The following is a 26278-nucleotide window of genomic DNA, read 5'->3' on the forward strand; positions in this document are numbered from 1 at the left end:
GCCGTCGTCATGAGCAGACCGTGCCCTCCTTCGGCACCGAGCCGTGCACCAGGTAGGCGTTCACCGTCGAGTCGACGCAGTCGCTGCCGTTGCCGTAGACCCCGTGTCCCTCGCCCTTCCAGGTCAGTTCGACCCCGACACCCTTGCCCAGTTCGTCGGCCATTCTGCGGGCGCCCTCGTACGGGGTCGCCGGGTCGCCGGTGTTGCCGACGAGCAGGATCGGTGCCGCTCCCGGGGCGCTGGCCTGCGGGGTGTCGAACTGGCCCGGCACCGGCCAGTCGTGGCACCAGCCGGCCATGTCCCAGCCCAGGAAGTCCCCGAACACCGGTGAGATCCGCTCGAACCGGGGCAGCAGCTTCCTCGTCCGTTCCGGAGTGGGCCGCTGCCTGTCGTCCAGGCACGATATGACCCGTTGCGCATGGCTCGTCGTGCCGTAGTGCCCCGAGGCGTCCCGCTCGTCGTACCGGTCGGCCAGCGCCAGCAGCCCCGAGCCGTCGCCCCGTTCCGCGGACCTCAGAGCGCCGGTCAGCGTCGGCCAGCTCGCCTTGCTGTACATCGCCAGGGCGATGCCGGTGGTGGCCGACGTCTGGGTCAGCGGCCTGCCGGAAGCGGTCGGCAGCGGCTTCGCGTCGAGCCGGGTCAGCAGGTCCGCGATCTTCCGCGAGCCCTGCCGCGGGGACTGGCCAGTGGACTTGAGATAGTCGTCGAGCGCCCGCTGGAAGCCCCGGGTCTGGTTCTCCGCGTGGCCCACGGTGTCCGCGGTGGGGTCGACGACCGCGTCCAGCACCATCCGGCCGACCTTCTTCGGGAACAGGTGCGCGTAGACCCCGCCGAGCTCCGTGCCGTACGAGATGCCGAAGTAGTGCATGGCCGGGTCGCCCAGGACCTGGCGCATCAGGTCCATGTCGCGTGCCGTGTCGGTCGTCGACACATGCGCCATCAGCTTCCCGGCGGACTTCTGGCAGCCCCGGCCGAAGGCGACGGCGTCCCGGAGGTACGCCTTCTCCTCGGCCGGTGTGTCCGGGGTCGCGTCGATCTTCTCGGCGGCCGCGATGTCCCGGTCACCGCGGCACCGGACGCCCTCGCTGGCGCCGACCCCGCGAGGATCCCAGCTCACCACGTCGTAGTGCTCGCGCAACGAGGCGACCGTGGCGTCGTAGTACGGCATCGTCGACACCCCCGAGCCGCCGGGGCCGCCGAAGTTGAACAGCAGCGAGCCGATGCGGTCGGACCCGGTCGCCCGCGCGCGGATCAGGGCGAGCCCGATCGTCGTCCCCCCGGGCTTCGACCAGTCCAGTGGCACCTTGAGCGTCGCGCACCGCCAGGCGTCACCCGGCGCCGGTGACCCACCGGTGGCCGGACAGCGGCGCCAGTCGAGCCGTTGGGCGGTGAGCGAGGACGGCAGCTTCCCTGCGGGCGACGGCGCCGGCGCGGCCGTCGCTCCCGTCCCCTTGCCCTCGTCACGGTTCCCGCCCCCGCCCGGCGAACCACCGCACCCGGCCGTCAGCAGCACGGCGACCGCGGCGGCCGTCCACCGAAGGAATCGCGGCATCGCGCACCCCCCGTCACAGGCCCTCCGCTTCGTGCCGCGGCGGGCGTTGACGCCATGGTAGGCGGATCGCCCCGAGCCTGTGACGGCCTGTGGATAACGCTCTGACCTGCTGTTTCAGTGCGCCCGTGAGATTCTACGAGCAGACCGTGCCGGCTTTGGGGACCTTCCCGTCGAGCAGATAGCCGTTCACCGCGCCCTGCACGCACTTGTTCTTGCTGTCGTAGGCCCCGTGCCCCTGACCCTTGTACGTCAGCTCGACGGCGACGCCCTTGCCCAGCGCGTCCACCATCTTCTTCGCGCCCTCGTACGGTGTGGCCGGGTCGCCGGTGTTGCCGACGACGAGGATGGGCGCCGCACCTGGCGCGCTGACGTCGGGGTGGTCGGCGGCGCCGGGCACGGCCCAGTCGGTGCAGCTGACCATGCCCCAGGCCAGGTAGTCCCCGAACAGCGGGGAAGCGGCCCGGAAGTCGGGCAGCTTCCGCTGGACGTCGTCCGTGGTGTACCGCTGCTTCTCGTCGGAGCAGTTGATGGCGATGTTGGCCGCGGTGATGTTGCTGTACTCGCCGTTCTGGTCCCGGCCGTTCATCGAGTCGGACAGCAGCATGAGGATCTTGCCGTCGCCGTCGTACGCCTGTTGCAGGCCCTCGGTGAGGTACTCCCAGAAGTCCTTGGAATACAGGGACTGGGCGATGCCGTTGGTCGCCGCGGTCTGGGTCAGCTCGCGCGGGAAGATGCCCGGGATCGGCTTCTTCTCCAAGTCCTTCAGCAGCTTGGCGATACGGTTCTTCACGTCTTCCGGGGTCGCGCCGAGCGGGCAGTCGGTGGCCTTGGAGGTGCAGTCCTCGGCGAAGTTGTCGAGCGCGAGCTGGAAGCCCTTGGCCTGGCCCAGCGCGCTCTGCTCGGGGTCCTGTGTCGGGTCGACGACGGCGTCCAGCACCAGCCGGCCGACGTGCTGGGGGAACAAGTGCGCGTACACACCGCCCAGTTCGGTGCCGTAGGAGATGCCGAAGTAGTGCAGCTTGTCGTCGCCGAGCACCTGGCGCATCAGATCCATGTCACGGGCCGCGTCCGTCGTGCGCACGTGCGGCAGGATCTCCTTGGAGTGCTTCTCGCAGGCCGTGTTGAAGTCCTTGGTGCGCTTCAGCAACTGGGCGCGCTCGGCGCTGTCGTCGGGAGTGGCGTCCTGCTGGAAGTAGGCGTCGAGCTGGGAGTCGCTCTCGCACTTCACCGGCGCGCTCCGGCCGACGCCGCGCGGGTCGAAGCTGACCAGGTCGTAACGGGTGCGCAGGGCGGCATAGTCCTCGCCGAAGGCCGGCAGCGTGCTGACACCGCTGCCGCCCGGCCCGCCGAAGTTGAAGACGAGCGAGCCGATCCGCCGGTCCGCGCCGCCGTCGGACCTGGCGCGGATCAGAGCGAGGTCGATGGTGTCGCCCTTGGGTCTGCTCCAGTCCAGCGGGGCTTTCATGGTGGCGCACTGCCACTGGCCGCCGCCCGGCAGTGGGGACGGGGAGTCACCCCCGCCCTCCGCCTCCGACGGGGCCGGGCAGTCCTTCCAGTCCAGCTTCTGCTCCGTCAGGTCCCCGTGCTCGGAGCCGCCGCCACACCCCGCCAGCAGGGAGCACACCAGCACGGCGGTGGCGGTCAGCGCGGCGGCACGCGGCCGGGAGGGGTTCGCCATGCTCCCATCCTGGGGGCGCGCACGCCGGGGCGCGCGGGACACGGGCCGTATGAGGTACGACCTTCCGCACGCCCTCCCACACGCCCGGCGACGCCCGCAGTGCGCGCCCGTGACGCCCGCCGTCCGCCTCTACAGGGCGCCCTTGCGAGTGAGGTGGTTGAAGGCCAGCCAGCCCGGCAGCACCGGCAGCCACAGTGTCAGCAGGCGGTACAGCAGGACGGCGGGGGCCGCGACCTCCTTCGGCAGGCCCACGGCGATCAGACCGACCGTCAGGGTCGCCTCGACCGCGCCCACCCCGCCCGGGGTCGGCGCGGCGGAGCCGAGCGCGTTGCCCGCGAGGAACACCACGGCGACGCTGGCGATGCTCAGGGAGGCCGAGTCGTCGCCGAAGGCGCGGATCGAGGCGTCCAGGCACATCACGAAGCAGCCGGTCAGCAGCAGCATGCCGCCGATACCCGTGACGAGCTTCTGCGGCCGCTGGAGCACGTCGAGCATGCGCGGCACGACACCCGCGAACAGCGACCTCACGCGCGTGACGACGAATTTCCGCAGGAACGGCACCGACGTCACGACGAGCACCAGCACCGCGACCGTCAGCAGACCCGCGATGACCGTCCGGGACGGCGACAGCGACGGCGTCTTCTCGGTTCCGGTCAGATAGCCGAAGGACAGCAGCATCAGGATGTGACAGCCGAGCCCGAACAGCTGCGACGCGCCGACACTCGCCACCGCGAGCCCGGGGCGCACGCCCGCCCGCTGCAGGAACCGCGTGTTCAGGGCGACACCGCCGACCGCCGCCGGTGCCACGATCTTCACGAAGGACCCGGCGACCTGGGCCGCTACCGTCCGCACGAACGGCACCCGTTCCGGGACGAATCCCAGCAGCGCCATCGCCGCGGCCACGTAGCTGGCCGCGGAGAACAGCACCGCGGCGATCACCCAGCCCCACTGGGCCTGCGCGAACAACGTGCCGAACTCGATGTGGGTGAGCTGGGTCAGCAGGTAGTAGGCGCCGATCGCGCCGGCGATGAAGCTGATCAGCGTCCGCGGCCGCACTCGCTCCAGACGGGCCGGCTCCACCGGTGCCTGCGGCCTGATGAGCAGCACCTCGTGCCGGATCTGGGTGAGCAGATCCTCCTCGCGGGCCTCGTCGATGGCCTCGTCGATCGCCCGCTTCTCCGCCCGCTGCTCCGCGCGTACGGACTTCTTGTCGGGCTTCTCCCGTACGGTCCCGGCGTCGCCGGAAGCCTCGTCCAGGCGGGCCTGCTTGGTCTGCCGGGACGCCTCCAGCACCGCCTCGCGTTCCCGCTCGGCCCGTTCCCGGCCCAGCCTGCGCAGCGTCGCGCGCGTGGAGCGCGTCAGCGCGATGGGCTGGAGCATCGGCAGGCAGTCGGCGACCGCGTCGGGGCCGAGGACACCGACCGCGGAGGCGACCGCGCGCTCGGCGCCCACCCGCAGGCCGATCGTCGTGACCAGCTGGGCGATGTCCATGCGCAGCAGCAGGTCACCGGCCGCGATCTCGCCGCCCCGCAGCTCCGTGAGGATCACCTTGCCGGAACGATCCACCAGAATGGCGTCACCCGCGAGCCTGCGGTGCGCGATGCGGCGGGACTGCAAGGCCCGCACCTGGTGCCAGGTGTTGCGCAGCAGCTCGTCGGTGATCTCCTCGTCGGCCAGCGAGTCCAGGGTGCGCCCGCCGGTGTGCTCGTAGACCAGCATGACCGCGTCCGGGCCCAGCTCGGAGGTGGCGATGAGCTTCGGCGCGTGGGCGCCGGCCGCGATCGCCGCGTAGGCCAGCAGCGCCTCCTGCTCCAGCGCCTGGCGCAGCGACTGCAGGCTGGAGCGGGTGGCGAAGCCCCGCAGGGTCAGGTTGCGCCACGCGCGGTAGAAGAAGCCCTGGGCCTGCTGCTCCCGGTCGACCACCGTGACGTCCAGCGGGGGGCCGTCCTCCAGGGTGACGAAGTAGCGCCGGCCGCGGTCGCCGGTCTCGGCCTCGGTGACCTCCTCGCGGGCCGCGCTGACGGGGTGGAAGCCGACGTGCCGCAGGCCCGCCATCAGGGTCTGCCCGGTGGGGCGCACGTTGGGGGAGCCGACCGCGTACAGCGTGCCGTAGGCGACGGTCCAGCCGATCAGCACGGTGAGGATGATCGAGAAGGGGGTGGTGTAGCCGGTGACCAGCATGGAGAACGCGTCGAGCAGCAGGACGATCCACAGCACCGCGCGCCAGCGGGGTCTGCGGGACATGCCGACGGCCGTCATGTAGGCGATGACGGGCGCGAGGTAGCCGTGCACCGGGTCGGTCAGGGCATGGATGTCGCCCGGTGAGGGCTGGGTGAGCGCCTCCTGGATGGAGTCCGGGGCGGCCCGGGCGACCCACAGGTCGGTCGCGAGGGTCACCCCGTGGGCGAGTACGGCCGCGAGGACACCGTCGGCGATGCGCAGACCGTCGCGTTTGATCAGCCGTTCGATCGCGAAGGCCACCGGGACCAGCAGGATGGCGATGCTGGACGCCAGGCCGGCGATCTTGATCAGCAGGTCGGGGGCTTGCCCGGTGCCCTTGTGGATGTCCTGTTCGAGGCCCGAGGTGGTGCCGTGCGCGAACGCGGCGATCGCGAAGAGCACGATGATGGCGAGCAGGCCCACCAGCAGCCGCATGAGGTCGGAGGGGCGGTGCACGCGCGCGGGGAGGAGGGGTTCGTCGCCCTCCACCTCCTCGGCGTGCGGATCGTCGGCCTCGTCCGGCCCGGCTGCCGGCCGCGGGCCGTCGGGGCCGTCCGTCTCCTCGCCGGCGCCCCCGCCCGTCAGGGCGCCGTCCGTCCGGTCACTCTCCGCTCGGTCGTCGTCCTCCCGCGTGGGAGGTGCGTTCTCCCGCGCGCGGGGATCGTCCCCATGCGTACCGGTGTCGTCCGTGCCGGTGTCGTCCGCGGCCGCCCGGGCGGTGTCGGGACGTGCGGCGTCGTCAGGGGTGCCCTCCGCGCCTTCGGGGTGCACACCCTGCTGTTTCATGGTCTCTTCTTGGTCTCGTATCACCGGTCACCGCCCGCACGATGGTGGCATGCCCCACCGACACACACGGGCATCAGGGTGCCGATGCGGAGCGGACAGTCTGCCCGAAGTGCCCCGCCCGGGCGAGAGGGCCGAAGCCGTGCGGGGCGGCACGGGCTGTCGGTGGGGTGCGGCAGGATGGGGTGAATGAGCGAGCAGAGCCCTGCCGAGTACCCCCGTGGAGCGCCCGAGGACGCGCTGCCCGAGTACGCCGAGCGGGTCCTCGACGTCACGGAACGGATCCCGCCGGGCCGCGTCATGACCTACGGGGACGTCGCGGAATGGCTGGAGGAGGGAGGGCCCCGCCAGGTCGGCCGTGTGATGGCCCTCTACGGGGGAGCCGTCCCGTGGTGGCGTGTCGTGCGCGCCGACGGGGCACTGCTCCCCGGTCACGAACTGCGCGCCCTGGACCGGTACCGCGCGGAGGGCACGCCTTTGAAAGAGGCGGGCAGAGCGGCGGAGGGCCACCTGCCCCGGCTCGACATGCGGCGGGCCCGGTGGGACGGCGACGCGGACACGGAGGGTCACACCTGACAGCTTCCGCCATCCGATGCCCGCGTGGGCACCTCGTGGCCCGTACGAGGGACACCGGGGAAGTCCGTGGCATGACGTACGTTCGTGAGACGAGGGACAGGCGTGGCCCGAGCGTCGTAGGGGAAGAAGCGGAAGCCCTGCTTCCGACCGGTGCGGCGGCGTAGCGTCGGCGGCGCGTCCTCCCCTCACCCCGCGGCCACCGCCTCGCACGCGTGACCGCCCGACCATCAGCACGACCACCAGGACCGGCGAACCACGTGAGCTCCTCTTCCTCCACCAGGCGCCTGCCGCAGCCCCCGGCGCGGCAGGGGAGCCGTGGCGCTTACCGACTGGTCCGTACGCCACCCGCCGCTCTGGCTCCCCCTCCTCTGGACGCCGCTCAGCGCGCCGTGGTTGACCACCGCTCCGGCCCGCTGCTCGTCCTCGCGGGCCCGGGCACCGGCAAGACCACCACGCTGGTGGAGTCCGTCGCGGCGCGCATCGACCGCGGCGCGGACCCGGAGCGGATCCTGGTGCTGACGTTCAGCCGCAAGGCCGCCATGGAACTGCGCGACCGCATGGCCCTGCGCATCGGCGCCGCCCGAGCCCCCCGGGCGACCACGTTCCACTCCTACGGCTACGCCCTGGTCCGCGCCCACCAGGACAGCGGACTGTTCGCCGAGCCGCTGCGGCTGCTGTCCGGCCCCGAGCAGGACGTCACGGTCCGTGAGTTGCTGGCCGGTCAGCCCGAACTGGAACGGCTCGGGCTGACGCACGTGCGCTGGCCGGACGAGCTGCGCGCCTGCCTGACCACGCGTGGCTTCGCCGACGAGGTCCGCGCCGTCCTCGCCCGCAGCCGTGAGCTGGGCCTCGGCCCGGACGCCCTGGACTCCTTCGCCCGCCGCATCGGCCGCCCCGGCTGGCGGGCCGCCGCCGCCTTCCTCGCCGAGTATCTGGACGTGCTCGACCTGCAGGGCGTCGTCGACTACGCGGAACTGGTCCACCGTGCGGTCCTACTGGCCCGCCGTCCCGAGGTCGCGGCCCGGCTCTCCGCGCAGTACGACGCCGTGTACGTCGACGAGTACCAGGACACCGACCCGGCCCAGGTACGGCTGCTGCACGCGCTGGCGGGCGGCGGGCGCACCCTGGTCGCGCTCGGGGACCCCGACCAGTCGATCTACGCCTTCCGGGGGGCCGACGTGGGCGGCATCCTCGACTTCCCGGCGGCCTTCCCGCGCGTGGACGGCCGCCCCGCTCCCGTCGAAGTGCTGCGCACCTCCCGCCGCTCGGGTGCCGCCCTGCTGACCGCGACGCGCCTGCTCACCCAGCGCATGCCGCTGACCAGGCTCCCGGCCGACAAGGTCCGCGCCCACCGCGGGCTGAGCCCGGTCAGGGACGGCGGCCGGGTCGAGGCCTACACCTATCCGACGGCCGGCACGGAGGTCGACAACATCGCCGACATCCTTCGCCGGGCGCATCTGGAGGACGGCGTCCCCTGGAGCGACATGGCCGTCCTCGTCCGCGCGGGCTCCGCCCTCCCCACCCTGCGCCGCGCCCTCACGGCGGCGGGCGTACCTCTGGACATCGACGGCGACGACCTCCCCCTGCGCCACGAACCGGCGGTGGCACCCCTGCTGACGGCCTTGCGCGCGGTGGCCCGTGCCGAAGAAGGGCCCTCGAGGCAAGCCGAGCCACCCGAAGCCCCCAGCCGCGCCGAGCTGCCCGAAGCCCCCAGCCCCGCCGAGCCGCCCGAAGCCACCCGTCCGCTCGCGGCTCCCGGCCCCGCAGAGCCCGGCCCCGCCGCAGCCGACGTCCTTTCGCGGACCAACTGGCTCGGCACCGAGACCGCCCTCACCCTGCTCACCTCCCCCCTCGCCGGCATGGACACCGCCGATCTGCGCCGGCTGGGGCGGGCCCTGCGGGAGGAGGAACGCGCGGCCGGCAACCCGGTGCCGCCGCCGTCGGACGAACTGCTCGCGCGGGCACTCGCCGAGCCGGAGCGCCTGGTCGCGCACGATCCCGCGTACGCCCGCGGGGCGCAGCGCCTCGGCGCGCTGCTGCGCAAGGCCCGGACCCGCCTCGCGGGCGGCGGCACGGCGGAGGAGGCGCTCTGGGACCTCTGGGAGGGCACCCCGTGGCCCGCCCGCCTGGAACGCGCGGCTCGACGCGGTGGCGCCGCCGGCCGGAACGCCGACCGCGACCTGGACGCCGTGTGCGCGCTGTTCGCCACCGCCGCGCGCGCGGAGGAGCGTACCGGCGGCCGGGGCGCCCTGAACTTCCTGGAGCAGATCGAGGCCGAGGACATCGCCGCCGACACGCTCGCGCGCCGCGCGGTGCGCCCCGACGCCGTCCGCCTGATGACCGCGCACCGCGCGAAGGGCCTCGAGTGGCGGCTCGTCGTGGTCGCCGGGGTCCAGGAGGGCCTGTGGCCCGACCTCCGGCGCCGCGGCTCCCTCCTGGAGGCCGACCGCATCGGCCGCGACGGACTGGCCGAGCCGCTCACGCCGGGTGCGCTGCTCGCCGAGGAGCACCGCCTGTTCTACGTGGCCGCCACGCGCGCGCGTGAGCGCCTCGTCGTCACCGCGGTGAAGGCACCGGCCGACGACGGCGACCAGCCGTCCCGGTTCCTCACCGAACTCGGCGTCGAACCGCAGGACGTCACCGGCCGCCCCCGCCGCCCGCTCAACGTCGCCGCGCTCGTCGCCGAGCTGCGCGCCACCACGGTCGACCCGGGCGCCTCGGCCGCGCTGCGGGAGGCCGCCGCCCACCGTCTGGCCCGGCTGGCCGCGCTCGCCGACGACGACGGCCGCCCCCTGGTGCCGTCCGCGCACCCCCACCGCTGGTGGGGCATGTTCGAGCCGACCGAGAGCAAGGTGCCGCTGCGCCACCGCGACCAGCCCGTCGTCCTGTCCGGCAGCGCCCTGGACCAGCTCGCCAACACCTGCTCCCTGCAATGGTTCCTGGGCCGGGAGGTGAAGGCGGACGCGCCCGCCACCGCCGCCCAGGGCTTCGGCAACGTCGTTCACGTCCTCGCCGACGAGGTCGCTTCCGGCCGTACCCCCGCCGACCTGGCCGTCCTCATGGAACGCCTGGAGTCGGTGTGGAACGCGCTCGCCTTCGACGCGCCCTGGAAGTCGGCGCAGGAGAAGGACAACGCGCGCGGGGCGCTCGAACGCTTCCTGAACTGGCACGTCCTCGACCGAACCGGCCGTACCCCGGTCGCCAGCGAGCAGGACTTCGACGTCACCCTCGAAGCGGGCGACTACCAGGTCCGCATCCGCGGCCAGATCGACCGGGTCGAGGCGGACGGCGACGGACGTGCCTACGTCGTGGACTTCAAGACCGGCAAGCAGGCCCCCAGCGCCGCCGAGGTGACCCGCCATCCCCAGCTGGCCGTCTACCAGCTCGCCGTCCGCGAAGGCGCTGTGGACACCGCGTTCGACGGCGTACGGCCGGAAGCCGGCGGCGCCGAACTGGTGCACCTCAGACAGCCCGCCGCCCAGCGGGACGGCGGCGAGGGCCTGCCCAAGGTGCAGGCGCAGGAACCGCCGTCGGGGGAGTGGGTCGGCGACCTGCTGGCCACCGCCGCCGGCAAGGTCCTCGACGAACGGTTCACCCCGACCACCGGCCAGCACTGCACCCACTGCGCCTTCCAGGCCTCGTGCAGCGCCCGGCCGGAGGGCCGGCACGTGGTCGAGTGACGCACGGCACTACCGTCGCTGACCTGCGCTTCTCACCTCTTGTACGGCCGCCCCGGCAGTGGTTGTCAGTGGGCGCCGCTAGCCTCTGACGACATGCCCGCCCGTATCACCGATCCCGAGCAGCTCAAGGAGCTCCTGGGGATCCCGTTCACCCCGGAGCAGATGGCCTGCGTCACCGCGCCGCCCGCCCCGCAGGTGATCGTGGCCGGAGCCGGATCGGGCAAGACCACCGTGATGGCCGCCCGCGTGGTCTGGCTGGTCGGCACCGGGCAGGTCGCCCCGGAACAGGTCCTCGGCCTGACCTTCACCAACAAGGCCGCCGGTGAACTGGCCGAACGCGTCCGCAAGGCACTGATCAAGGCTGGCGTCACCGACCCGGACGTCATCGACCCCGACAACCCGCCCGGCGAACCGGTCATCTCGACCTACCACGCGTTCGCCGGCCGGCTGCTGACCGACCACGGCCTGCGCATCGGCCTGGAGCCCGCCTCCCGCCTGCTGGCCGACGCCACCCGCTACCAGCTCGCTGCGCGCGTGCTGCGCGAGGCACCCGGCCCCTATCCGGCACTGACCCGCTCCTTCGCCGACCTCGTCAGCGACCTCCTCGCCCTCGACGCCGAACTCGCCGAACACCTCGTACGCCCCGAAGACCTGCGCGCCTGGGACACCGGCCTGCTGCACACCCTGGAGGGCGCCAGGCTCAGCAACGCGGACCTGCGCAAAGTGCCCGACACGGCCACCGCCCGCGGTGAACTCGCCGACCTCGTCGTGCGCTACCGGGCCGCCAAACGCGAGCGGGACCTGCTCGACTTCGGCGACCAGATCGCCCTGTCCGCCGCCCTCGCCCGCGTCCCCGAGGTCGGCCGCCTGCTCCGCGAGGAGTTCCACGTCGTCCTCCTGGACGAGTACCAGGACACCTCCGTGGCCCAGCGGGTCCTCCTGGCCGGCCTGTTCGGCGACGGCACCGGTCACCCGGTGACCGCCGTCGGCGACCCCTGCCAGGCCATCTACGGCTGGCGCGGCGCCTCCGTCGCCAACCTGGACGACTTCCCCGAACACTTCGCCCACGCCGACGGCAGCCCCGCCACCCGGCAGGCGCTCAGCGAGAACCGCCGCAGCGGCGGCCGGCTGCTCGACCTCGCCAACGGCCTCGCCGAGCCCCTGCGCGCCCTGCACGCGGGCGTGGAGGCCCTGCGCCCCGCCCCGGGCGCCGAACACGACGGCACGGTCCGCTGCGCGCTGCTGCGCACCCACGGCGAGGAGATCGACTGGACCGCCGACTCCATCGCCCACCTGGTGCGCACCGGGACGGCCCCCGCCGAGATCGCCGTCCTGTGCCGGACGGCCGCCGACTTCGCCGAGATCCAGGGCGCCCTCGTCGCCCGCGACGTCCCCGTCGAGGTGGTCGGCCTCTCCGGACTGCTGCACCTGCCCGAGGTCGCCGACCTCGTCGCCGTCTGCGAGGTCCTCCAGGACCCCGGCGCCAACGCCTCACTGGTCCGCCTGCTGACCGGCCCGCGCTGGCGCATCGGACCGCGCGACCTCGCCCTGCTCGGCCGCCGGGCCCGCCTGCTCGTCGCACACGCGCGCGGGGGCGACGCCGACGACCCCGACCGCCGGCTCGCCGAGGCCGTCGAAGGAGTCGACCCGGCCGAGGTGATCTCGCTCGCGGACGCGCTCGACACGTTCCTGGAGGCACCCCTCGACGAGAGCGGGGACGCCGACGGGCTGCCGTTCTCCCCGGACGCGCGCGTGCGCTTCGCCCGTCTCGCCGCCGAACTGCGGGACCTGCGCCGCTCCTTGTCCGACCCGCTGATGGACGTCCTGCACCGCGTCCTCGCCGTCACCGGCCTGGAGGTGGAACTGTCGGCGTCCCCGCACGCGCTGGCCGCCCGCCGCCGCGAGACCCTGTCGAACTTCCTGGACGTCGCCGCCTCCTTCGCCGCCGGGGACAACGAGGCCACCCTGCTGGCCTTCCTCGGCTTCCTGCGGACCGCCGCCCAGTACGAGAAGGGCCTCGACAACGCCCTGCCCGGCGGCGAGAACACGGTCAAGGTGCTCACCGCGCACAAGGCCAAGGGCCTGGAGTGGGACGTCGTCGCCGTCCCCGGACTGGTCGACGGCACCTTCCCCAGCGGCAAGGGCCGCGAGAAGTGGACCGCGCAGGCCAAGGTGCTGCCGCACGCCCTGCGCGGCGACAGCGCCACCCTGCCCGACGTCACGTCGTGGGACTCCCGCGGCATGAAGGCCTTCCACGAGGCCATGAAGGAGCACCAGCACACCGAGGAACTCCGCCTCGGCTACGTCACCTTCACCCGCCCCCGCTCCCTCCTCCTCGGCTCCGGCCACTGGTGGGGCCCCAGCCAGAAGAAGCCGCGCGGGCCCTCCGACTTCCTGCGGGCCCTGTACGAGCACTGCGCCGCCGGGTACGGCGAGATCGAGGCGTGGGCCGACGAGCCCGCCGAGGACGAGGAGAACCCGGCCCTGAACACGGCCGGCGCCGAGCATGCGTGGCCCCTGCCGCTGGACGACACCGCCCTGGCCCGCCGCCGAGCGGCCGCCGAGACGGTCCTCGCCCGCCTCGACGCCCTCACCTTCCAGGGCGACGGCCACCCGCCGGCCGGCCCCGAAGACACCGGCGCCTACGACGACCCGGACTGGCCCCCGCCACCGGACGACGACGAGCCGTACGAGGAGCCGTACGACGAGCCCGCGTACGCACCCGACGATTCCGCCGACTGGAACTCCTGGACCACCGACCGCCCCGCGGTCCCGCACCAGGCGATCGCCCCCGCGCCGGAGACGCCCGCGCGGCCCCGCCCAGGCGATCACGAACGCCATGCGCCGCCCCGCACCCCCGAGGAGGCCCGTGCGATCGCCTCGTGGGACCGCGACCTCGACGCGCTCGCCGGAGAGCTGATCCGCTCCCGCCAGGCCGTCACGGACGTACCCCTGCCCGCCACCCTGACCGCCTCCCAGCTGCTGCGTCTCGCCGAGGACCCGGACGGGCTCGCGCAGGAACTCGCGCGCCCCATGCCGCGCCCCCCGCAGGCCGCCGCACGCCGGGGCACCCGGTTCCACGCCTGGCTCGAAACCCGCTTCGAGGAGCTGACCCTGCCCCTGCTGGAACCGGACGAGCTGCCCGGAAGCGATGCCGAGATCGCCGACGAACGCGACCTGGAGGCCCTCAAAGAGGCGTTCGAACGCACCCAGTACGCCCGCCGGACCCCGTACCGGGTCGAGGCGCCCTTCCAGTTCTCCCTCGCCGGACGCGTCGTCCGGGGCCGTATCGACGCCGTCTACCGGCACGAGGACCAGGACGGGGTGACGTACGAGATCGTCGACTGGAAGACCGGCCGCACCCACAGCGCCGACCCGCTCCAGCTCGCCGTGTACCGGCTGGCCTGGGCCGAGCAGCAGGGCGTGCCGCCCGAGTCGGTGACGGCGGCGTTCCTGTACGTGCGCAGCGGCGAGGTCGTACGACCCGAGGGGCTGCCGGACCGGGCCGCCCTGGAGCGGCTGCTCACCGATGACACCGAAGAGGTACGTGAGGGAACCCAAGTGTGACGAACCGCCCGTCCGGGTTGTCCGCGGGGGCCGATAGGCTCGTGAGCATGAGCCATCCCGTTGACAGTGCCGTCAGCGCCGTCCGCACGTACATCGAGCAGCACCGCGCCGCCTTCCTCGACGACCTCGCCGCGTGGCTGCGCATCCCCTCCGTGTCGGCCCAGCCCGACCACGGGCCCGACGTGCGGCGCAGCGCCGACTGGCTCACCGCCCGGCTCAAGGAGACCGGCTTCCCCACCGCCGAGGTCTGGGAGACGCCCGGCGCCCCCGCCGTCTTCGCCGAATGGCCCGCGGGCGACCCGCAGGCCCCCACCGTCCTCGTCTACGGCCACCACGACGTGCAGCCCGCCGCCCGCGAGGACGGCTGGGACAGCGACCCCTTCGAACCGGTCGTCCGCGAGAACCGCCTCTACGCGCGCGGGGCGGCCGACGACAAGGGCCAGGTCCTCTTCCACACCCTCGGCGTCCGCGCGCACCTCGCCGCCACCGGCCGCACCGCCCCCGCCGTCAATCTGAAGCTGCTCGTCGAGGGCGAGGAGGAGTCCGGCTCCCCGCACTTCCGGGCGCTCGTCGAGGAGCGGGCCGGCCGGCTCGCGGCCGACGCGGTGATCGTCTCTGACACCGGCATGTGGTCCGAGGACACCCCCACGGTCTGTACCGGCATGCGCGGTCTCGCCGAGTGCGAGATCCGGCTGTACGGCCCCGACCAGGACATCCACTCCGGGTCCTTCGGCGGCGCGGTGCCCAACCCGGCCGATGCCGCCGCCCGCCTGGTCGCCGCCCTGCACGACGAGCACGCGCGCGTGGCGGTCCCCGGCTTCTACGACGGCATCGTCGAGCTGACCGACCGCGAACGCGAGCTCTTCGCCGAGCTGCCCTTCGACGAGGCGCGCTGGCTGCGCACCGCCAAGTCGTACGCCGCCCATGGCGAGGCCGGTCACACCACTCTGGAGCGCATCTGGGCCCGCCCGACCGCCGAGGTCAACGGCATCGGCGGCGGCTACCAGGGGCCGGGCAGCAAGACGATCATCCCGTCCTCGGCGTTCGTGAAGCTGTCCTTCCGGCTGGTCGCCGGCCAGGACCCCGGCCACATCGAGAAGGCCGTCCGTGCCTGGGCCGCCGAACAGGTGCCCGCCGGAATCCGGCTCGAGATCGACTTCGGCTCCGCCACCCGCCCCTGCCTGACCCCGCTGGACCACCCCGCGCTGCAGTCCGTGGCCCGGGCGATGGGCCGCGCCTTCGAGAGCCCGGTCCGCTTCACGCGCGAGGGCGGCTCCGGGCCGGCCGCCGACCTCCAGGAGGTCCTCGGCGCGCCCGTCCTCTTCCTGGGGATCTCCGTACCGTCCGACGGCTGGCACGCGCCGAACGAGAAGGTCGAGCTGGACCTCCTCCTCAAAGGCGTAGAGACCAGCGCGTACCTGTGGGGTGACCTCGCCGAGAACTGGCGTCCAGCCCTCTGACCCGCAAAGGCCCTTCGCCGCGCCATCCGCAGTACCGCCCGCCGTACAGAACCGAACCGTTCCACTGGGGGAGTTGGAAGCACCCGTGACCACCTGGACCGACCACACCGCCGACCGACCCATCTCGCTGACCGCCCCGAGCGGCATCGACCGCGCCGCCCACCACCGGCTCGACGAGGCCTGGCTCGCGGCGGCGTGGAGCCACCCCACGACCCGCTGCTTCGTGGTCTCCGGCGGCCAGGTGCTCATCGACGAGACGTCCGACGGCCGGACCGAACTCGTGATGACACCGTCCTTCGAGGCCCCCCTCACCGAGGCGCACCGCTACTTCCTGGGCACCGACGAGGACGGCGTCAGCTACTTCGCGCTCCAGAAGGACGCGCTGCCGGGCCGCATCGACCAGTCCGCCCGCCCGGCCGGCCTGCGCGAGGCGGGTCTGCTGCTCTCGCCCCGCGACGCGGGCCTCATGGTGCACGCGGTCGGCCTGGAGAACTGGCAGCGCACCCACCGCTTCTGCTCCCGCTGCGGCGAGCGCACCGTCATCGCCGCCGCAGGCCACATCCGGCGCTGCCAGGCCTGCGGCGCCGAGCACTACCCGCGCACCGACCCCGCCGTGATCATGGCCGTCACCGACGAGGAGGACCGGATCCTGCTCGGCCGCCAGGTGCACTGGCCCGAAGGACGCTTCTCCACCCTGGCCGGCTTCGTCGAGCCCGGTGAGTCCATCGAGCAGTCGGTGCGCCGGGAGGTCTGGGAGGAGGTCGGCGTCACCGTCGGCGAGGTCGAGTACGTGGCCAGCCAGCCCTGGCCCTTCCCGTCCAGCCTCATGCTGGGCTTCATGGCCCACGCCACCAGCACCGGGATCAACGTCGACGGCGACGAGATCCACGAGGCCCGCTGGTTCTCCCGCGAGGACCTGCACACGGCCTTCGAGTCCGGCGAGGTCCTGCCGCCCTACGGCATCTCCATCGCCGCCCGGCTGATCGAGACGTGGTACGGCAAGCCCCTGCCGACGAGGAGCGTCCTCTGAGCGGCCCCGCCGCACGCACACGACCCCACCGTATGCAGACGGCCCCCGGCGCCAAGGCGCCGGGGGCCGTTCCGCGTGAAGGTCAGGGAGTGAGGATCAGGCGGTGAGGGCCTGCTTCACCTGGGCGAGGCTCGGGTTGGTCATCACGACCTCGCCGGCACCGGAGGAGGGAGCGACCCGGACGGTCGGCACCGTCTGGTTCCCGCCGTTCGCCTTCTCCACGAACGCGGCGGACTCGGGGTCCTGCTCGATGTTGATCTCGGTGTAGGCGATGCCCTCCCGGTCCAGCTGGCTCTTCAGCCGGCGGCAGTAGCCGCACCAAGTCGTGCTGTACATCGTCACAGTGCCCTGCATGTCTCTCGCGCTCCTCAGCAGCTCGGGGAAGGTGCCTCCGGGGAGAAGAACGTACGCGACCGGCCGGCCATTCCCACCGGGGGTATCCGCGGCATTGATACGACGTGAGCATTAGTACGACTACGAGGCCGCGCCTGTGGACAACCGGCGCGGTCGTCTCCGCGGACCTGGCAGCATGGCCGTGTGACAGCAGCAACGCACTCCCCTCTGTTCCCGCAGGCACCGGACACGGCCGACGCGGTGCTCGAAGGGCTCGACCCCGAGCAGCGCGAGGTGGCCACGGCCCTGCGCGGCCCGGTGTGCGTGCTGGCCGGGGCCGGGACGGGCAAGACGCGGGCCATCACCCACCGCATCGCCTACGGGGTGCGTGCCGGCATCCTCCAGCCGTCCAGTGTGCTCGCCGTCACCTTCACCAACCGCGCCGCCGGTGAGATGCGCGGCCGGCTGCGCCAGCTCGGCGCACAGGGAGTCCAGGCCCGCACCTTCCACTCCGCGGCGCTGCGCCAGCTCCAGTACTTCTGGCCGAAAGCGATCGGTGGCTCCCTGCCCCGGCTCGTCGACCGCAAGATCCAGCTCGTCGCCGACGCGGCCGCCGCCGGCCGTATCCGTCTCGACCGGGGTGAGCTGCGGGACGTCGCCGCCGAGATCGAATGGTCCAAGGTCACCCAGACCGTCCCCGCCGACTATCCGTACGCGGCCGTGAAGGCCGGCCGTGACGTCCCCCGCGACCCGGCCGAGATCGCCCACCTCTACGCGGCCTACGAGGACCTCAAGCGCGAGCGCGCGGTCATCGACTTCGAGGACGTCCTGCTGCTCACCGTGGCCATCCTCCAGGACCGGGCGGACATCGCCGAGCAGGTCCGTTCCCAGTACCAGCACTTCGTCGTGGACGAGTACCAGGACGTCAGCCCCCTCCAGCAGCGGCTGCTGGAACTGTGGCTCGGCCCGCGGGACAGCCTGTGCGTCGTCGGCGACGCCAGCCAGACGATCTACTCGTTCACGGGAGCAACCCCCGACCACCTCCTCGACTTCCGCACCCGGCACCCCGGCGCCACCGTCGTCAAGCTCGTCCGGGACTACCGCTCCACGCCGCAGGTGGTCCACCTCGCCAACGGACTGCTCGCCCAGGCCCGCGGCCGAGCCGCCGACCACCGGCTGGAACTGATCTCCCAGCGGGCCGCCGGCCCCGAACCCGGCTACACCGAGTACACCGACGAACCGGCCGAGGCCGAGGGAGCCGCCCGCCGCATCCGCGAACTCGTCGACGCCGGCGTCCCCGCCGCCGAGATCGCCGTGCTGTTCCGCACGAACGCCCAGTCCGAGACCTACGAGCAGGCCCTCGCCGACGCCGGTGTGCCCTACCAGCTGCGCGGCGCCGAGCGCTTCTTCGACCGCCCCGAGGTGCGCCGGGCGACCACCGCCCTGCGCGCCGCCGCCCGATTCGGTGCCAACGACTCCCTGCTGGACGACGTCGTGGACCTGCCCTCCCAGGTCCGCGCGGTGCTCTCCGGCGAAGGCTGGACCAGCCGCCCCCCGGCGGGCTCCGGCGCCGTCCGGGAACGCTGGGAGTCGCTCGCCGCCCTCGTCGACCTCGCCCGCGACTTCGCCGCCGCCCACTCCGGCGTCACCCTGGGCGACCTCGTCGCGGAGCTCGACGAGCGGGCGAACGCCCAGCACGCCCCGACCGTCCAGGGCGTCACCCTGGCCTCGCTGCACGCGGCCAAGGGGCTGGAGTGGGACGTGGTCTTCCTCGTCGGGGTCGCCGAGGGCATGGTGCCGATCAGCTACGCCAGGACGGACGAGCAGATCGAGGAGGAACGCAGGCTCCTGTACGTCGGCGTGACCCGCGCCCGGGAACGGCTCCACCTCTCCTGGGCCCTGTCCCGTGCGCCCGGCGGACGGCCGAGCCGCAGACCCAGCCGCTTCCTCGACGGGCTGCGTCCCGGCTCGGCCGCCACCGTGGGCCGCACCGCGGCCGGGACCGCCGGGAGCATCGAGCGCGGTCTCGCGAAGGAGGCCTCCCTCGTGGCCCCGCGGCGCACCCGGCGCACCCCGGCCCGCTGCCGGGTCTGCGGCCGCACGCTCACCGATCCCGGCGACATGAAGCTCATGCGCTGCGAGGACTGCCCCTCCGACATGGACGAGGGACTCTACGAGCGGCTGCGGGCATGGCGGGCGGTCCAGGCGGAGCGCACCGGTCAGCCGGACTTCTGCGTCTTCACCGACCGGACGCTGATGGCCATCGCCGAGGCACAGCCCGCCACCCCGGCCGAGCTCTCCCGCATCCCCGGCGTCCTGGCCCGCAAGCTGCAGCGCCACGGAGCCGACGTACTGGCCATCTGTGCTGGTCAGGAGGTCAGCGATGACGGCGCGGGGGACTGATACGAACTCGTCGCAAAAATAGTTTGCGCATGCCCCGGGAATCCCCATAGGTTCTAGGCACGGAAGCGGCGGCCTTCTCCAAGGCCCTGATTCCGTGATGTACTTGCATATCCGAACGGACTGGTTCACCCCAGTCCATGAGACGCCGAGAGGAGGCGAGTCCAGTGATCAGCATCAACACCAGCACCATCAGCCCGGCCAACGGCACGGCCAAACTGACCGATCGCTCGGCCGTCTCCCTGTGCATGCTCGGCGCCTCTCACCAGGGCACCGGTCTGTCCGGCATTCGTGCCGTCCGGCCGGCGTCCGCCGCGGGCCTCGCGGGACTCCCTGTCCGCGAGCGCAATGAGCGACCGACCAAGGCACTGGAAGCAGTAGCGGCACAGGCACATGCCTATGCCTTTGCGGCAGCCGGTGCCGGATTCCGGAAGCAGACGACGCAGCATCACCTGATGTGGGCCTTCCGTGGGCCAGAACCCTGGAGTGATCCAGCCTGATCGCCGATCAGGCCGGCGCCTTCAGGGCCGCGGAACCCCACCCGGGATCCGCGGCCCTTCTGTTTGTCCACGAACGTGGACGACGGAGCGAAGGGGCCTCGGGACAAGAAAAGAACCCGGTACCCAGCCGACCCCCGGTCAACAGGCCGGACCGACCAGACGAGGAAGACCAACCGTGCAACTCGAAGCGCACGCCCCGTCCGTACCGCCTTCAGACACGATCCCCCCGCCCGGCCTCACGGAGGACTCCACCTTGACCCCCCTGACCACGCTCACCGCGCTCGACGACGCCATCGAGAACCTCGGCGTACCCGTCCCGTGCCGCTCCTACGACCCGGAGGTCTTCTTCGCCGAGTCGCCCGCGGACGTCGAGTACGCCAAGTCCCTCTGCCGCACCTGCCCGCTGATCGAGGCCTGCCTCGCCGGCGCCAAGGAGCGGCGTGAGCCCTGGGGCGTCTGGGGTGGCGAGCTGTTCGTCCAGGGTGTCGTCGTCGCCCGCAAGCGGCCGCGTGGCCGCCCGCGCAAGAACCCGGTCGCGGCATGAACACCCGCGGAACGATCGACCGACCCCTCACGCACGACCCCAAGAAGCAGGCCCCGATGAAGCCGTCCACCAGCGAGCCCGCAGGCTCCGCGACCACAGACTTCAGCACCACCGGCGCGACCGAGTCGCGTCAGAACAGGAACCGAGAGATGCAACTCATGCAAGAAGCCCTGGCCCGTGCGCATATGCACGAGCGACTCCATGACGCCCGGCGGGAACGCCAGGCCCTGCGCCTGGTGAACGCCCGGAAGATGCAGCGCCGCGCCGAGCGCGCCTCGCTGCGCGCCCGCCGGGCGCTCGCCATGGCCGTCATGCAGTGACACCACTCACCTGAACCGGTGGCCTCCCGCCCCAGGGAGGCGATGGCTCCCCGCGGGGGCCGGTCCGAGCGAACGGACCGGCCCCCGCGGTGCGTTGTGCGCGGGGTTCGGCGGGCGCGGAGTTATGGTCACCGGGTGACGAGTCTTCCCGAAGGCAGTGACCAGGGCGGCTCCACCGCGGAGCCACGCCCCCTCGTGTGTGCCCGCTGCGGCACAGCCGCCCGCGGCAGCCGGCCGGTCACCTGGACCTGCTCGGTCGAGAACGGCGTACGCCAGTACTTCTGCGACGTCTGCTCCCGGGAGAACCTCAGATCCATCGAGGGCCGGCTCGACTCGGCCTGGTGGTGACCGGAGCGTCCCCGCCCGGGCGCCGATCAGGCCGACTCGGTGTGCTCCTCCGCGACGAAGCCCGGCAGCCACTCCTCCAGCTCCTCCCGTAGCCGCACGGTCGCGCCCAGCTGGCACAGGACGCCGATCGTGCTCAGGGTCACCCGGTGGATGAGGAGGTAGGCGGGCGGCAGGTTGAGCTGTTTGCCCAGCTGGTAGGCGGGGGAGCGGGGGTCGCCGATCCGGGCGGCCTGGCTGCGCATCCAGCCGCGGGTGAAGGTGAACGACTCCACGCGGGCCGGCTCGATGATCGGCCGGAGGTAGTCCAGGACCGCGTCAGGGTCGAGCTCTATCGTCTCCTTGACGAAGCCCTCCGCGCACAGCAGCTCGTACACCGGCTCGGCCTCGCCCTCCAGTGTCATCCGCAGCGAGATGCCGATCGGGTCCGGCAGACCTCCGGGGAGCCGGTCCACCGTGCCGAAGTCCAGCACGCCGAGCCGCCAGTCCCCCTCGCCCTCCTGGTCCGCCGGCAGCAGCCGGAAGTTCCCGGGGTGCGGGTCGGCGTGCAGCAGCCCGGTACGCGCGGGGCCGGAGAACAGGAAGCGGGCCAGGAGCTGGCCTGCCCGGTCGCGCTGCTCCTGGGTGCCGTCCGCGATGACGTCCGCGAGCGGTATGCCGTCGATCCACTCGGTGACCAGGACCTGCTCGCACTGGTGCACCACCGCCGGGACCACCACATCGGGGTCGTCCGCGAACTCCTCCGCGTGCGCGGCCTGTGCCTGCGCCTCCAAGGCGTAGTCGAGCTCCTCGGAGACACGGTCCCGCAGTTCCGCGATCAGCGGCTTGATGTCCATGCCGGGGATGAGCGGACCCAACAACCGGGCGAACCGGCTCAATTGGGTCAGGTCGGACAGCAGGGCCTCGCCGGCGCCCGGGTACTGCACCTTGACCGCCACTTCTCGGCCGTCGTGCCACACCGCCCGGTGCACCTGCCCGATCGAGGCCGCGGCCGCGGGCTTGTCCTCGAACTCCAGGAACAGCTCACGCCAGTCCTCGCCCAGCCGCTCCGCGAGCACCCCGAGCACGGTGCGGGTCGGCATCGGCGGAGCCGCCTCCTGCAACTTGGTCAGCGCCGCCCGGTAGGGGCCGGCGATCTCCTCCGGCAGGGCGGACTCGAAGACGGACAGCGCCTGCCCGAACTTCATGGCGCCGCCCTTCAGCTCCCCGAGGACCTTGAAGAGCTGCTCCGCCGTGCGCTGTTGCAGTTCCCGGCCGACGATCTCCGCGGACTCGCCCACGATCCGCTTGCCCAGCCCCCAGGTGGCCCGGCCGGCGAAGCCGAGCGGGAGCGCGGCGAGCTTGGCGGTCCGGGTGACCGCCTTCCGGGGAAGATCAGACATGCGCCCTCCAAGTCCCAGTCGGCCGCGCCGCGCCAGTCGTGCGTCGCCGCTCCGTCGACGGCCGTTGCACCGCCATTGTCTCGCGCGGCTCGGCGCCGGTTGAGGAGTGCTCCCCCGTCTCTCTCTCCGCCGCCGCGCACGAGCACGCCGGGTGGGGCCAGACCGGTCGCGCGCGCCAGGTCAGGCCGGGCAGGGAGGCTTCCCAGCGGGCGCCCGCACTGGACGGCCGCTCCCCGTCGAGGAAGGCCAGGGCGTGGGCGGCGGTCAGTCCGGCGACCGCCGTGGCCAGCCCCAGATCACAGGGTCCCACCTGACGGGCCTTACCGGAACGCCACTGGGCGACCAGTCGCGGCCAGACAGGATCGCGGTCGGTGCGGTCCTGGTGCAGACAGCCCGCGCAGCTCGTCTCCCCGGGCAGGACCAGTGGACCCACGACGCCGGTGCCCTCCACCACGCCCGCGTACAGATGAGGGGTCCCCGAGCCCATGAGCGGCTCGGCGGAGAACGGGTCGGGGGCGTGCACGGCAACGTCGTCCCGCGGGGTGACGATCACCAGCGAGAGGCCCGGCTCCGGGGCCTCGCGGCGGGAGGCACCCGTGCGGCGCGGCGGGCGGTCCGGCGCCACGCGGCGGACGGCGGTTCCCGCGGCCCGGCCGCGGCGCTCGCCCACCGACTCGACGGGCAGGCCACCCGGCGCCACGTCCCAGGGCTCGACCCGGCCGATGTCCCGCACGTCGACCTCGCCGACGCCGGCGGCCGACAGCACCGATGCCGCAATCGCGCCGACCCGGCCCGCGCCGCGCACCTGCACCCGCAGCGAGCGGCGGGCCGCGAGCCGGCCGAACGCGCCGCCCGGCTCGGCGGTGATCAGCGAGAGGGACGCCAGGTCCGGCCGGAGGCGGGCGACGACATCCGCCTTCTCGCGCAGGGCCTCCGCGGCCGGCCCGCCGCCCCCCGGGTCGTCGACCAGGCCGGCCCGGGTGAGCCGCTCCACCAGCGTGTCGACGTGACCGTCCGGCAGGCCCATGCGGCGGCCCTCCTCGCGCAGGAGGGGCAGGCCGCGGGTGCCGTTGAGCAGCTCCAGGAAGCTGCCCGTCGCCGTGTCCATCGGACCGAGTGTCAGCGCGTGCGCCGGGGTCATCCCGAACTGCACGGTGTTGAGGTCGCGCCAGCCGCGCCGGAGCGCGGGCTTCACCATCGGATGCATGACAGGCCCCCGTTGCCCTTGAAGGTCCTGCGCGCGGCAGCGCGCGCAGGTTCCGGTCCGCCGGGGAACCGGTCACGTTCCGCCGACGACTGCCAGCATGCCCGGCCCCGCGAAACCGTGCCGAAAGTTGTCCACAGGCCGGGGTATTCGTCGTACAAGCTGATCCGGAGCGGCCGAGCACATCACCGTACAAATCAAACGCATGGTGGGGGATCCGGCGCGGAACCGTCCGCGACCCGGGACTTCGGCCAGGTACAGCGGGTAACGTCGGGGCGTGCCCGCCGACCCCCTGCATCGCGCCGGAAAGCCCCAGCGCAGCACGCCGAGCCAGCCGCCGAGCGGCTCGGGGGCGAGCGCGATCGAGGTCCGCAGAAGTGCCCGGCGCCGCCGGACGGTCTCCGCGTACCGCGAGGGCGATCGCACCGTCGTGCTGATCCCTGCCCGGATGTCCGAGGCGGAGGAACAACGCTGGGTCACCCTCATGCTCGACAAGCTGGCCGCGCAGGAGAGCAAACGGGTCCTGGGCGACACCGAACTGGCGGAGCGCGCCGAACGGCTGTCGGCCCAGTACTTCGACGGCCGGGCCCGGCCGCGTTCCGTGCGCTGGGTCACCAACCAGAACACCCGCTGGGGTTCGTGCACGCCGGCCGAGGGCAGCATCCGCCTCTCCCACCGGCTGCAGGGCATGCCGGAGTACGTCGTCGACTACGTCCTCTGCCACGAGCTGGCTCATCTGCTGGTGCCGGGCCACGGCCCCCGCTTCTGGCGGCTGCTGGAGGCCTACCCGCGGACGGAGCGGGCGCGCGGCTACCTCGAAGGGGTGGTCGCCGCCGAACGGTTGCCGCACGTGGCCGGCGCCCGGGGTGAGTGAGCGTCCCGTACGCGGCCGGGCGCGGTTGTGTACCGGGTCTGTACCGACTGCGGCCGATGTCGGTGTTTGCGGTTAGCCTGTCGCGACGCACTCGCATTCGGGATGGGGGACGGTCGTAACGCATGGCCAGGGAATTCCAACGCGGCCACAAGGCCAGGATCAGTGACCTGACCGCGGGCACCGATCTGTACGTAGGCGTGCAGATCACCGCCCCCGGACTGTCCTTCGACATCAGCTGCTTCGGTCTGGACGCCGACGAACGACTGTCGGACGACCGGTACTTCGTCTTCTTCAACCAGCCGAAGTCGCCCGAGGAGTCCATCCAGCTGCTCGGCGCGCAGGCCGGCGACACGGAGTCGTTCCGGATCACGCTGGACCGGATCCCGCAGGCGATCCGGAAGCTGTCGTTCACGGCGACCATCGACGGTGGCGGGCAGATGTCCCAGGTCGGCCCCGGCTACCTGCGGATCGTCGCGGGCGGCGAGGAGGTCGCCCGGTACTCCTTCACCGGTGCGGAGTTCTCCACCGAGCGGGCCGTCATGCTCGGCGACTTCTACTTCAAGGACGTGTGGCGGTTCGCCGCCGTCGGCCAGGGCTTCGACGGCGGCCTCGACGCGCTGCTGAAGAACTTCGGCGGGGAGGTGATGGAGGAGGAGGCCCCCGCCGCGCCGCAGCAGCCTCAGCAGCCGCAGTCCGGCGCCGCCCCCGGTTTCGCCCCGCCCGCGCAGGCCACCGCGCCCCCCGCCTTCGGCGCACCGGCCGCACCGGCCCCGGCCGCGCCCGCCCCGCAGGCCTTCGCCCCGCCGCCCGGCGCGACCCCGCCCCCGGCCCCGGCTCCGGCGCCCGCGCCGAACGTGCACGCCGCGCCCACCGTCATCGCCCCCCTGGCCCCGCCCGCCGGCGGCACGGTCCCGCCCCCGGCCCCGGCGCCCGCGCCCTACGGGCAGCCGCCGCAGCAGCCGTCGTACGGCGGCCGGCCGAGCGCCTCCATGCCCCCCGGTTACGGGCAGCCGCCACAGCAGCCCGCGTACGGCGGCCAGCCCGGCGGCCCAACGCCGCCCGGCGCGCCCATGCCCCCCGGCTACGGCCAGCAGCCGCCGGCGTACGGCCAGGTACCCGGCCAGCAGGCCTACGGGGCACCGCAGGGCGCCCCGCAGGCCGGCGCCGGAGTGGCCGCCGCGCTCCAGATGTTCAAGGAGACGCCCACCGGCCAGCGCTGGACCCAGCAGAACAAGAAGCTCATGCGGGTCGACCTCGGCATCGGTGGGCAGCCCGTGCTGGCCCGGCAGGGCAGCATGGTGCTCTACCAGGGCAAGGTCGACTTCAGCTACAAGGGCGCCGGGTTCGCCGGACGGATCGTCGGCAACGCCACCGGCCAGGAGATGCAGCTGATGCGCTGCACCGGCCAGGGCCAGGTGTTCCTCGCCGAGAACTCCACCCACCTGCACCCCATCGAGCTCCAGGGGGACGCGATCTGCGTGTCCGCAGAGAGCGTCCTCGCCTTCGACGAGACCCTGCAGTACGAGGTCCGCCGCATCGAGGGACACGGCATCCCCGGCGGCGCGCTGTTCACCATGCAGTTCCAGGGGACCGGCACGATCGTCGTCAAGACGCACGGCACGCCCGTCGTACTGCCCGTGACGCCGACGACGTTCGCCGACTGCAACGCGATCGTCGCCTGGTCGGCGGCCTCCCAGGTGATCGTCTCCAGCCAGGTCCGCATGCGCCGCAACGCCTACCCGGGCGACACAGGAGAGAGCATCAACCTCCAGTTCCGGGGCGCCCCCGGCAACTTCATCGTCGTCCAGCCGTACGAGGTCTGAGGGAGCC

At 73.0% G+C, this 26278-nt stretch carries 18 protein-coding genes; 12 read left to right on the forward strand and 6 right to left on the reverse strand.

All coding sequences use genetic code 11. From position 1 onward, the window contains the following. Positions 1-7: 7 nt before the first annotated feature. From ABZ854_RS13005 to ABZ854_RS13015, 3 genes are all read right to left on the reverse strand, one after another. Positions 8-1552, reverse strand: coding sequence for an alpha/beta hydrolase (locus tag ABZ854_RS13005; RefSeq protein WP_361208671.1), 1545 nt, complete (start codon positions 1550-1552; stop codon positions 8-10). 133 nt (positions 1553-1685) lie between these two features. Then, complete coding sequence (locus ABZ854_RS13010; RefSeq protein ID WP_361208674.1) at positions 1686-3230, reverse strand: alpha/beta hydrolase; 1545 nt, start codon at positions 3228-3230, stop codon at positions 1686-1688. A gap of 129 nt (positions 3231-3359) precedes the next feature. Continuing rightward, positions 3360-6236, reverse strand: coding sequence for a lysylphosphatidylglycerol synthase domain-containing protein (locus tag ABZ854_RS13015; protein WP_361208677.1), 2877 nt, complete (start codon positions 6234-6236; stop codon positions 3360-3362). A gap of 186 nt (positions 6237-6422) precedes the next feature. Between ABZ854_RS13015 and ABZ854_RS13020 the strand changes: the two genes are divergently transcribed. The 5 genes from ABZ854_RS13020 to nudC all read left to right on the forward strand — a co-directional run bounded on the left by ABZ854_RS13020 (position 6423) and on the right by nudC (position 16546). After that, positions 6423-6809 carry an MGMT family protein gene (locus ABZ854_RS13020; RefSeq protein ID WP_361208680.1) on the forward strand — a complete coding sequence of 129 codons (387 nt, stop codon included), beginning with the start codon at positions 6423-6425 and terminating at the stop codon, positions 6807-6809. A gap of 257 nt (positions 6810-7066) precedes the next feature. Then, a complete protein-coding gene (locus ABZ854_RS13025) occupies positions 7067-10489 on the forward strand; it encodes an ATP-dependent DNA helicase (RefSeq protein ID WP_361208682.1) in 3423 nt (1140 codons plus the stop codon). A gap of 93 nt (positions 10490-10582) precedes the next feature. Next, on the forward strand, positions 10583-14056 hold the full coding sequence (locus ABZ854_RS13030) for a UvrD-helicase domain-containing protein (RefSeq protein WP_361208685.1): 3474 nt from the start codon (positions 10583-10585) through the stop codon (positions 14054-14056). Between the two features lie 47 nt (positions 14057-14103). Next, positions 14104-15516: a dipeptidase gene (locus tag ABZ854_RS13035; RefSeq protein ID WP_361208688.1), complete on the forward strand. Its 1413-nt coding sequence runs from the start codon at positions 14104-14106 to the stop codon at positions 15514-15516. 85 nt (positions 15517-15601) lie between these two features. Then, positions 15602-16546, forward strand: a complete 945-nt coding sequence (nudC, locus tag ABZ854_RS13040; protein WP_361208691.1) for an NAD(+) diphosphatase — start codon at positions 15602-15604, stop codon at positions 16544-16546. 96 nt (positions 16547-16642) lie between these two features. Here the strand turns inward: nudC and ABZ854_RS13045 are convergent, their stop codons facing one another. Beyond that, entirely contained in the window at positions 16643-16900 is a 258-nt protein-coding gene (locus ABZ854_RS13045; protein ID WP_129306745.1) for a mycoredoxin, read from the reverse strand. A gap of 183 nt (positions 16901-17083) precedes the next feature. Between ABZ854_RS13045 and ABZ854_RS13050 the strand changes: the two genes are divergently transcribed. The 5 genes from ABZ854_RS13050 to ABZ854_RS13070 all read left to right on the forward strand — a co-directional run bounded on the left by ABZ854_RS13050 (position 17084) and on the right by ABZ854_RS13070 (position 20991). Next, a complete protein-coding gene (locus ABZ854_RS13050) occupies positions 17084-19282 on the forward strand; it encodes an ATP-dependent DNA helicase UvrD2 (protein WP_361208694.1) in 2199 nt (732 codons plus the stop codon). Between the two features lie 164 nt (positions 19283-19446). Beyond that, positions 19447-19779, forward strand: a complete 333-nt coding sequence (locus ABZ854_RS13055; protein WP_129306741.1) for a hypothetical protein — start codon at positions 19447-19449, stop codon at positions 19777-19779. Positions 19780-19954: 175 nt separating this feature from the next. Continuing rightward, entirely contained in the window at positions 19955-20323 is a 369-nt protein-coding gene (locus ABZ854_RS13060; RefSeq protein ID WP_129306739.1) for a WhiB family transcriptional regulator, read from the forward strand. Next, positions 20320-20643: a hypothetical protein gene (locus tag ABZ854_RS13065; RefSeq protein ID WP_361208698.1), complete on the forward strand. Its 324-nt coding sequence runs from the start codon at positions 20320-20322 to the stop codon at positions 20641-20643. The genes ABZ854_RS13060 and ABZ854_RS13065 overlap by 4 nt, the downstream gene beginning before the upstream one ends. A gap of 135 nt (positions 20644-20778) precedes the next feature. Then, positions 20779-20991 carry a hypothetical protein gene (locus ABZ854_RS13070; RefSeq protein WP_361208701.1) on the forward strand — a complete coding sequence of 71 codons (213 nt, stop codon included), beginning with the start codon at positions 20779-20781 and terminating at the stop codon, positions 20989-20991. A gap of 26 nt (positions 20992-21017) precedes the next feature. On the opposite strand, the gene ABZ854_RS13075 is transcribed toward ABZ854_RS13070, so the two are convergent. Together ABZ854_RS13075 and ABZ854_RS13080 are read right to left on the reverse strand one after the other, a co-directional pair. Continuing rightward, entirely contained in the window at positions 21018-22370 is a 1353-nt protein-coding gene (locus ABZ854_RS13075; protein WP_361208703.1) for an AarF/ABC1/UbiB kinase family protein, read from the reverse strand. Beyond that, positions 22363-23577, reverse strand: coding sequence for a TOMM precursor leader peptide-binding protein (locus tag ABZ854_RS13080; protein WP_361208706.1), 1215 nt, complete (start codon positions 23575-23577; stop codon positions 22363-22365). Before ABZ854_RS13080 ends, ABZ854_RS13075 begins: the two co-directional genes overlap by 8 nt. Positions 23578-23851: 274 nt before the next feature. On the opposite strand from ABZ854_RS13080, the gene ABZ854_RS13085 reads away from it, so the two are divergent. Further along, on the forward strand, positions 23852-24448 hold the full coding sequence (locus tag ABZ854_RS13085) for a M48 family metallopeptidase (RefSeq protein ID WP_361208709.1): 597 nt from the start codon (positions 23852-23854) through the stop codon (positions 24446-24448). Positions 24449-24570: 122 nt separating this feature from the next. Further along, a complete protein-coding gene (locus tag ABZ854_RS13090; protein WP_361208712.1) occupies positions 24571-26271 on the forward strand; it encodes a TerD family protein in 1701 nt (566 codons plus the stop codon). The last annotated feature ends 7 nt before the right edge of the window (positions 26272-26278 follow it).

Source organism: Streptomyces sp. NPDC047028, assembly GCF_040644095.1.
Taxonomy (GTDB): domain Bacteria; phylum Actinomycetota; class Actinomycetes; order Streptomycetales; family Streptomycetaceae; genus Streptomyces.

Bases quoted from the DNA above. Each gene is read 5' to 3' on its own strand.
- ABZ854_RS13005 (WP_361208671.1), bottom strand. From the start codon at position 1,552: ATGCCGCGATTCCTTCGGTGGACGGCCGCCGCGGTCGCCGTGCTGCTG.
- ABZ854_RS13010 (WP_361208674.1), bottom strand. From the start codon at position 3,230: ATGGCGAACCCCTCCCGGCCGCGTGCCGCCGCGCTGACCGCCACCGCC.
- ABZ854_RS13015 (WP_361208677.1), bottom strand. From the start codon at position 6,236: ATGAAACAGCAGGGTGTGCACCCCGAAGGCGCGGAGGGCACCCCTGAC.
- ABZ854_RS13020 (WP_361208680.1), top strand. From the start codon at position 6,423: ATGAGCGAGCAGAGCCCTGCCGAGTACCCCCGTGGAGCGCCCGAGGAC.
- ABZ854_RS13030 (WP_361208685.1), top strand. From the start codon at position 10,583: ATGCCCGCCCGTATCACCGATCCCGAGCAGCTCAAGGAGCTCCTGGGG.
- ABZ854_RS13035 (WP_361208688.1), top strand. From the start codon at position 14,104: ATGAGCCATCCCGTTGACAGTGCCGTCAGCGCCGTCCGCACGTACATC.
- ABZ854_RS13045 (WP_129306745.1), bottom strand. From the start codon at position 16,900: ATGCAGGGCACTGTGACGATGTACAGCACGACTTGGTGCGGCTACTGC.
- ABZ854_RS13065 (WP_361208698.1), top strand. From the start codon at position 20,320: ATGAACACCCGCGGAACGATCGACCGACCCCTCACGCACGACCCCAAG.
- ABZ854_RS13075 (WP_361208703.1), bottom strand. From the start codon at position 22,370: ATGTCTGATCTTCCCCGGAAGGCGGTCACCCGGACCGCCAAGCTCGCC.
- ABZ854_RS13080 (WP_361208706.1), bottom strand. From the start codon at position 23,577: ATGCATCCGATGGTGAAGCCCGCGCTCCGGCGCGGCTGGCGCGACCTC.
- ABZ854_RS13090 (WP_361208712.1), top strand. From the start codon at position 24,571: ATGGCCAGGGAATTCCAACGCGGCCACAAGGCCAGGATCAGTGACCTG.